Annotated in this window: 4 protein-coding genes and 1 pseudogene; 1 reads left to right on the top strand and 4 read right to left on the bottom strand. The window is 72.8% G+C overall.

Annotated features, from left to right (window positions below):
* Positions 1-503, top strand: a pseudogene (locus AOK18_RS17335) (diacylglycerol kinase family lipid kinase); the annotation flags it as partial.
* Positions 504-570: 67 nt separating this feature from the next.
* On the opposite strand, the gene AOK18_RS17330 reads toward AOK18_RS17335, so the two are convergent.
* The 4 genes from AOK18_RS17330 to AOK18_RS17315 form a co-directional block, all read right to left on the bottom strand.
* Positions 571-1,413, bottom strand: a complete 843-nt coding sequence (locus tag AOK18_RS17330) for an alpha/beta fold hydrolase (RefSeq protein ID WP_055572805.1) — start codon at positions 1,411-1,413, stop codon at positions 571-573.
* Between the two features lie 197 nt (positions 1,414-1,610).
* On the bottom strand, positions 1,611-2,954 hold the full coding sequence (locus AOK18_RS17325; RefSeq protein ID WP_055572804.1) for a cytochrome P450: 1,344 nt from the start codon (positions 2,952-2,954) through the stop codon (positions 1,611-1,613).
* Between the two features lie 181 nt (positions 2,955-3,135).
* Positions 3,136-3,594 (bottom strand): hypothetical protein, encoded by a 459-nt coding sequence (locus AOK18_RS17320; protein WP_055694967.1) that lies wholly within the window; start codon positions 3,592-3,594, stop codon positions 3,136-3,138.
* 156 nt (positions 3,595-3,750) lie between these two features.
* On the bottom strand, positions 3,751-7,044 hold the full coding sequence (locus AOK18_RS17315) for a family 78 glycoside hydrolase catalytic domain (protein WP_055694966.1): 3,294 nt from the start codon (positions 7,042-7,044) through the stop codon (positions 3,751-3,753).
* Between the last annotated feature and the right edge of the window lie 348 nt (positions 7,045-7,392).

Below are 7,392 nucleotides of genomic sequence, written 5' to 3'. Positions count from 1 at the left end.
GCGTCCACGCCGGCGTAGACGCTGCCGAGGACGACGGTGCGGTCGTGGACGCGCTCGCCAACCGCCACGCCAACCGGTCCCGGCTGCTGCGGGGCTCCGCCTCCTACTACGCGGGCGGCCTGCGCGCGGTCACCGGCTGGCGGGCGGCGCGCTACCGGGTCACGGTGGACGGCGAGGAGCACACCCACACCGGGTACACCGTGGTCGCCGCCAACTCCGGCTACTACGGCTCGGGCCGCGTCATCGCCCCCGACGCGCGCGTCGACGACGGCGTCCTGGAGGTCGTGATGATCGCGGACGCCCCGCGGCGGCTGTTCTTCGGCCTGATGAACGACCTCAGGACCGGCGCCCACGTCCACCGGCCCCAGGTGCGGATCCTGCGCGGCAGGGAGATCCGCATCCTCGCCGACCGGGACGTCCCCTACGGAGCGGACGGCGAGGTCGAGGCCGTCCTCCCGGTGACCCTCAGGGTCCTGCCCGGAGCGCTCCGCGTGCTGCGCTGACCGAGCGCTCCGTGCACTCCGCCGGCCGGCTGCGGAGACCTCCGGAGCCGCACCGCACGGCAGAGGGTCAGGCCGATTTGCCGAGGAAGGACAGCAGCGCCCGGTTGACCTCCTCGGCGTGCGTCCACAGCAGACCGTGCGGGGCGCCCTCGATCTCCACGTACTCGGCGCTCGGCAGCGCCCGGCGGAACGGGCGCCCGGTCGAGTCGATCGGCAGGATGTTGTCCGCCGTGCCGTGCACGATCAGGGCGGGCACGTCGATGGCGGGGATGTCGCCCCGGAAGTCGGTGAACCACGTCATCGGCGCGGCCGCCGCGGCGAAGAACCCGCCCGAGGAGGCCGTGTGCCAGCTGTTGCGGACGGCTTCCGGACTGATCCGGCTGTTGAGGTTCTCGTCGAGGTTGTAGAAGTCCTTGAAGAACGACGTGTAGAACGCGTACCGGTCCGCCTTCACCGACGACGAGATGCCCTCGAAGAACTCGTGGGGCGCGGCGCCCGCCGGATTGTCGTCGGTCTTCAGCAGACAGGGTTCCAGCGAGGCGAGGAAGGCCACCCTGGCGATCCGGTCCGAGCCGAACCGGCTGACGTAGCGGGCGACTTCACCGGTTCCCATGGAGAACCCGACGAGTACGGCGTCCGAGAGGTCGAGGGTCTCCAGGACCGTGTTCAGATCGGCGGCGAAGGTGTCGTAGTCGTAGCCCGTCGTCGGCCGGCTCGACCGCCCGAACCCGCGCCGGTCGTAGGTGATCACGCGGTACCCGGCGTCGAGCAGCGCGGCGGACTGTTTCTCCCAGGAGCCGCCGTCGAGCGGGAACCCGTGGATGAGGACCACGGGCTGTCCAGCCCCGTGGTCCTCGTAGTAGAGCTCGATGTCGGCGGAGTTCTCGCGTCCCACGGTGATGTGAGGCATGGGCTTCAGTCTCTCCTCGGCTGGGTGTCGGACGGCCCGGCCCGCGGCCCCGCCGGGGCGGCGGGCCGGGCGACCCCTCCAGGTTCGCGCGCCCCGCGCGAGCCCGCATCCGGTCACGTGCCGGCGAAGGGGGCGGGGCCGCCGGGCCACGGCCCCCGGGCGGGGCCGCCGCCGGTCCGCCGGCGGCCCCGAGGGGGTCAGCCGTTGCGGGGCCGCACGGTCATCACCAGCCTGCGCGGGCGGACGGTGGCCCGGGCCACCGGCTCGACGACCTGGCCGGGGGACAGGGTCAGCCGGACCCTGCGCAGGATCGTGGCGAGGGCGGTGAGCAGTTCGGTGAGGGCGAAACGGTCGCCGATGCACTTGTGCTTGCCCGCGCCGAACGGCAGGAATCCCGGTGGCGGACCGCCGTCCAGCCACCGGTCCGGGAGGAAGGCCGAGGGATCGGGGAACAGCTCGGGATCGCGGTGGAGGGCGTGCTGGCAGTAGGCGAGTTCGGTGCCGGGAGGCAGGGTCCAGGGGCCGAGGCGGGTCTCGGTGACCGTGCGCCGGGTGACGAGCCAGCCGGTGTGGTGCAGCCGCAGCGTCTCGGTGACGACCCGGCCGAGGAAGGGCAGCCGGGGCAGGTCCTCGAAGGTCACCGCTCTCCTGCCGAGGACCTCGTCGAGTTCGCCCAGCACCCGGTCCTCGACATCGGGATGCCGGGCGAGTTCGTACAGTGCCCAGGAAAGCACCGACGCCGTCGTCTCCGTACCGGCCACGGCCAGCGTCAGGATCTCCGAGGAGATCTGATGGCCGGTCAGAGGCTGTCCGGTCTCCTCGTCCCGGGCCCGCAGCAGCAGGGACAGCATGTCCCCGGTGTCGCGTCCGGAGGCCTGCAGTCCACCGACCGCCGTGTCGATGGTGGCGCGCACGGCGTCCCGCGCCCGGTCGAAACGGCGGTTGACGGGCAGCGGCAGGCGCTCGACCCAGTCGGGCAGCATGACGCGGGACCCGACCCCGTTCATCACGACCGACAGATCACGGCGGAGCCGGCGGAAGGTCCGCTCGTCCAGACTGCCCGAGAAGACGGTCTTGACCAGCATGTCCAGCGACAGGCCGACCATCGCCTCGCGCACGTCGAGGGCCTGGCCGGGGCGCCAGCCGTCGGCGGCGCCGGCCGCCTCCTCGCGCATGACGCCGACGTACCCGGCGATCTCGTGGTGGGTGAACGCCGGCTGGAGCTGGCGCCGTTTGCGGACGTGGGCCTGCCCCGACGCGGTGACGACGGAGTCGCCCAGCAGCTGGCCCATCTTCTCGAAGAACCTGCCCTTGTCGAGGCTCGGGCCGAGTGCGACGAGCATGGTGCGGATCAGGGCCGGGTCCTGGACGACGACCGTCCGCGTCCCGGGCTGCAGGGTGATCTCGACGAGCGGGCCGTGGGCGGCGCGGAGCGAGGCGATGAAGCCCAGGTTGTCACGCAGGAGGTGGACCGCGTGGCCGAGGACCGGAAGCGATCCGGCGGCCCTGGGGACGGGGGGAGGAGGGGCGGAGAGCGTCACGTGGGGGTGCTCCCTTCACGGTGATGTCCGGCGCGTTGATCACTTCCCTCCTACGAGGGGTGGTTAACCGGACACAGCACGTGTCGCGCGCCGCGCGTCCCGTGCGAATCGCCCCTTCGCCCGTCCGCCCGCCCGGCGAGGCCGGCGGCGGGCGGACGGGCGGGAGCGGCGTTCTCGGAGCTCAGCCGGCGTACACCCTGCCCTCCTTCACCACGTAGTGGACCGGCTCGGAGCAGCCGATGGACGGAGTGACCAGCAGGCTGACCGTGAGGGGGGCGGGCTCCGTGCTCGCGGTCGAGAACCGGCAGACGGCGCCCGCACCGGTGAGCGGGTACCAGAACCAGCCGTCCACGTCGCCGACGGTCACCCGGTCCGACTCCTTCCAGGCGCCGTCGGAGCGCGTGTGCACCTGCAGGCGCACGGACGCGGCGTACCCGTCCTCGGCCGAGCGGAGCGCGGTCAGCGTGATCCGGTGGTCGGTGCCGAGGACGGACGACGCGATCTGCCGCTGCTGCGGCGCGGCGGCGCCCGCGTTCGACATCCCGGCGCCGGCCGCGCCGAGGGCCGCCGCCGTCAGGACGGTGAGCGCCGCGGCGGTGCCGCGACGGGTGCGAGAACGCATCGGGCTCTTGTGGTTCATGTCTGTTCCCCCGTTGGAACGCGTGCGAGTCGGCAGGACACGGAAGGACGGACCGCCCGAATACCCCCGTTCGAGGAGGTTCGGGGAGGTTCACCGAGGAAGACGTCCCGAACGGGCCCGGGGTTGTACGGCGGGGCGCGGCCGCCCCTGGGCTACCTACGCCCGGCCGGTGAACTCCCAGCTCCCGTGGGGCACCTGGAAGATCACGAACCCCGGCTCCGTACGGAGGTACCGGGCCCCCGCCGGCACCGTGACCCGGGACCGTTCGTCCGCCGGTACGTGCACCTCGGCGGACGCCCCCACGGGGACCCGCACCACCAGCCGCAGCCGGCCGTCGATCCGGGACCAGGACACCCCCGCCGGCCCGCGCACCGTCCGTATCGTGGTGCGCGCCCAGTCCACCCCCGTACGCGCGTCGGGCCGCACCACGAAGGTGGCGTAGCCCGCGTCGCCCGGCCGCAGGCCGGCCACGTTCTCGTAGAGCCACTGGGCGACCGTGCCCTGGAAGTAGTGGTCGCGGGAGCGCGAGTCGGCCGGCCACATCTCCCACATGGTGTCGGCGCCCTGGGCGTGCCAATATCCCCAACTCGGGTACGTGCGTCGGGTGGCGACGGCGTGGGCCACGTCCGGACGGCCGTGCGCGGACAGCACGCGCAGCAGCACGCTGGTGCCGAGCGCCCCGGTGTTGAGGTGGTTGCCGCGCTCCTCGACGTCCCGCACCAGGCTGTCGACGACGCTGGCGCGGGCCCCGGCCGGCACCATCCCGAAGGCCAGGGGAACGGCGTTGGACGTCTGCCGGTATCCGGGGTCCTTCGCCGTGCGGTAGTACCCCTCGGGCCCGAGGAAGGCGGTGTTGAAGGCGTCCCGCAGCTTCCCGGCGGCCTCGCGGTAGCGGTCCGCGGTGCCTTCCTCGCCCAGTGTCCCGCCCATTTCCGCAGTGTGCAGCAGGGCGCGGTACAGGTAGGCGGTCGCGGTGAGCCGGGTGTCCTCGGGCGGATTCCCGCCGTAGCCGGGCGGCAGGTAGTCGCCCAGCGCGGTGACCGCCAGACCGTCCCGCAGTCGGGAGAGTTCCCAGTCCAGATAGCGCACCAGCGTGTCCCAGTGCTCGCGGGCGGCCCGTTCGTCGCCGTACACGCGGTACATCTCGCGCACCACGAACGGGTAGACGGTGGTCCACTCGGGGGAGGGCCCCAGGTCGCCGTAGCCCCAGCCCCCGCTCGGCACGATCACCGGCAGCTGCCCCTCGCCGGTCTGACTGTCCGCCAGGTCGCCGAGCCACTTGGACAGGAACCGGTGCATCCCGAAGGCGTAGGCCATGACGGGCGCCCCGAGCTGGGCGTCGCCGGTCCAGCCGTTCTTCTCGTACATGGGCGTGTCGGTCGGGATGCCGTGCAGATTGTTGAGCACGGTCCGGCGCATGGCCCCGTCCAGCCACTCGTAGAACGGCTCGGAGCAGGCGAAGGAGCTCACCTCCTCGACGGGCGTGTGCACCAGCCGTCCGAGCACCTGGTCGGCCGAGGGTCGCGCGGGCAGTCCGGTGATCTGCACGTAGCGGAAGCCCTTGTAGGAGAACGAGGGCTCCCAGACCTCCTCGTCGGCCCCCGCGCAGATGTACTCGTCCGTCTGGAACCGGCCCGGGACGTGACCCGTCTCGGCGTGCACGCTGCCGTCCTCCTTCAGTTTCTCACCGTGCGTCAGGCTCACCACGTCGCCCTCGGCGGCGCCCCGCACGGTCAGCCGGGTCCAGCCCGCCATGGTGCGGCCCATGTCGACCACGTACACCCCGGGCCGCAGTTCGCCGATCCCGGCGGGACGCACGGTCCCGACGATCTCGATCGGGTCGTGCGGCTGGGCGCGCAGCCGCCCGGCCGGTGCCTCCTGGATCCGGGCGGCGCGCCAGCCGCCGTCGTCGAAGCCCGGCCGGGTCCACCCGTCGGGGACCAGCCGGGCGTCGAAGGTCTCCCCGGCGTAGAGGGAGTCGGAGCGCGTCGGGCCCTCGGCCATCCGCCAGTCGTCACCGGAGACGACGGTCGTGCGGGAGCCGTCCGGGTGGTCCACCTCCAGCTGCGCGAGGAGCCGGGGTTCGCCGTGCCAGGGCGGCCGGTGCCAGTTCCAGACATTGGGGGTCGTCATGCCGAAGAAGCCGCGCCCGAGGGTGACCCCCAGGGCGTTCTCGCCGCGTTCGAGCAGCTCGGTCACGTCGTGCACGGCGTACAGGACGGTCCGGTCGTAGTCGGTGAACCCCGGGTCGAGGACCTGGTGCCCGACCTTGCGGCCGTTGATCTCCGCCTCGTAGTAGGCGAGTCCGCTGATGTACAGCCGCGCCCGGAAGACCTTCTTGCGGACGGTGAAGGCGCGGCGGAGGAGCGGTGCGGGCGATTCGGGCGCCGCCACGGCCGGCCCCGTGCCCCAGGGCCCTTGCCCGTAGGGGGCGAGGACGACCGCGGGCGCCCAGTCGCTGTCGTCGAAGTCCGGCCGTTGCCAGCCCTGCCGCACGGTTCCGCAGGTGCGCCAGCCGTCGCCGGTGGCCAGTTCGTGGCGCTGCCCGCCCACCGTGTCGACGAGCAGCCGGACCAGCAGCCCGCCCGGGTTGACCGAGGCCCCGCCCCGGTTGGTGGCGAGGGCGGCCAGGACGACGTCCCCGGCCCGGACGCCCGCGTCCGGCGTGGCGGTCGCCGCCGCACGGACGAGCCCGGTGACGTCCGCGGTTCTCCCGGTGCGCCAGCCGTCCGTCTGCTGCGGGGCGTGCAGGACCTCCTCACCGCCGAGGTACAGGGTGAAGTCGTCGTCGGCGGTGGCGACCACCGTGGCCCGCTCCACCTCGGTCCCCGCGGGCAGCGTCAGGCGGCCCCTGAACCATCGCGGCCCCTCGGGCGCGCCGGAGGGGGTGGCGTCCGGCGACCAGATCCAGTCGGCTCCGTCGAACGAGGGCGGAGGCGGTGGTGCGTCGGCCCCGATCCAACGGGCTCGCCACTCGTCCGGGGACAACGTTGTCTCCCACCAGCGCGGTTCGCTCCAGCGCGCCGCGCGCCCCTGCGCGTCCCACACCCGTACCCGCCAGAAGTAGCGGGTACGGGGGCGCAATGCGGGGCCGCCGTAGGGGATCCCGATGCTGCGGTCCGAGGCGACCCTGCCGGAGTCCCACACCATCCGGCCGTCCCAGCGGGCCCGGTCGCGGACCACCTGGATCCGGTAGGCGCCCTGGCGTGCGTGCCGTCCCGGGGCCGCCAGCTCCCACGACAGGCGCGGCCGTTCCACGTCGGTTCCGAGGAGCGTCTCGGCGTACTCCACGGTGGTGCGTACGACCCGCAGCCCTCCGGGGTGCGGAGCGGCTCCCGGTGCCGCGGCCGCCATGGCGGTCGCCGGCGCGGTGGTGCCGAACGCGCCCAGGCCCGCTCCCGCGGCCACCGTCCCCCGCAGGAACACCCTGCGCTTCCATCCCTCGGCCATGATGTGCGTCCTCCGTTCGCCGTGCCCGGTGATTGAAACGATTCACATCCGTTCTTCGACGATCCTATGGACCCGGCGCGAGGCCCTACAAGGGGTGCGACGCCGTCAGGAGGGGTGCGGTGGAGGACGGAGTGCGGCCGCGAGGGATGAAGAACGGCCAAGTATGAACAGGAAATTCGACGATCTGACCGTGGCTGACGGGTTAATGTCAGTGTCAAGGAGCAGAATGATCACTGAAAGAGATCAACACCGGCGCCGCGCTGGGTACACGGTCTCGAGACCCGGCTCCGGAAAGGCCCAGCGATGCTGTTCACCGTCAACCAGACACAGGACCGTCCGCGCGCGGGG

Source organism: Streptomyces prasinopilosus, from assembly GCF_001419695.1.
GTDB lineage: Bacteria > Actinomycetota > Actinomycetes > Streptomycetales > Streptomycetaceae > Streptomyces > Streptomyces prasinopilosus.
This window is presented reverse-complemented; position numbering and strand designations above follow the sequence as displayed.

Coding starts and splice junctions, on each gene's coding strand:
- AOK18_RS17330 (WP_055572805.1), bottom strand. CDS start 1,413: ATGCCTCACATCACCGTGGGACGCGAGAACTCCGCCGACATCGAGCTC.
- AOK18_RS17320 (WP_055694967.1), bottom strand. CDS start 3,594: ATGAACCACAAGAGCCCGATGCGTTCTCGCACCCGTCGCGGCACCGCC.
- AOK18_RS17315 (WP_055694966.1), bottom strand. CDS start 7,044: ATGGCCGAGGGATGGAAGCGCAGGGTGTTCCTGCGGGGGACGGTGGCC.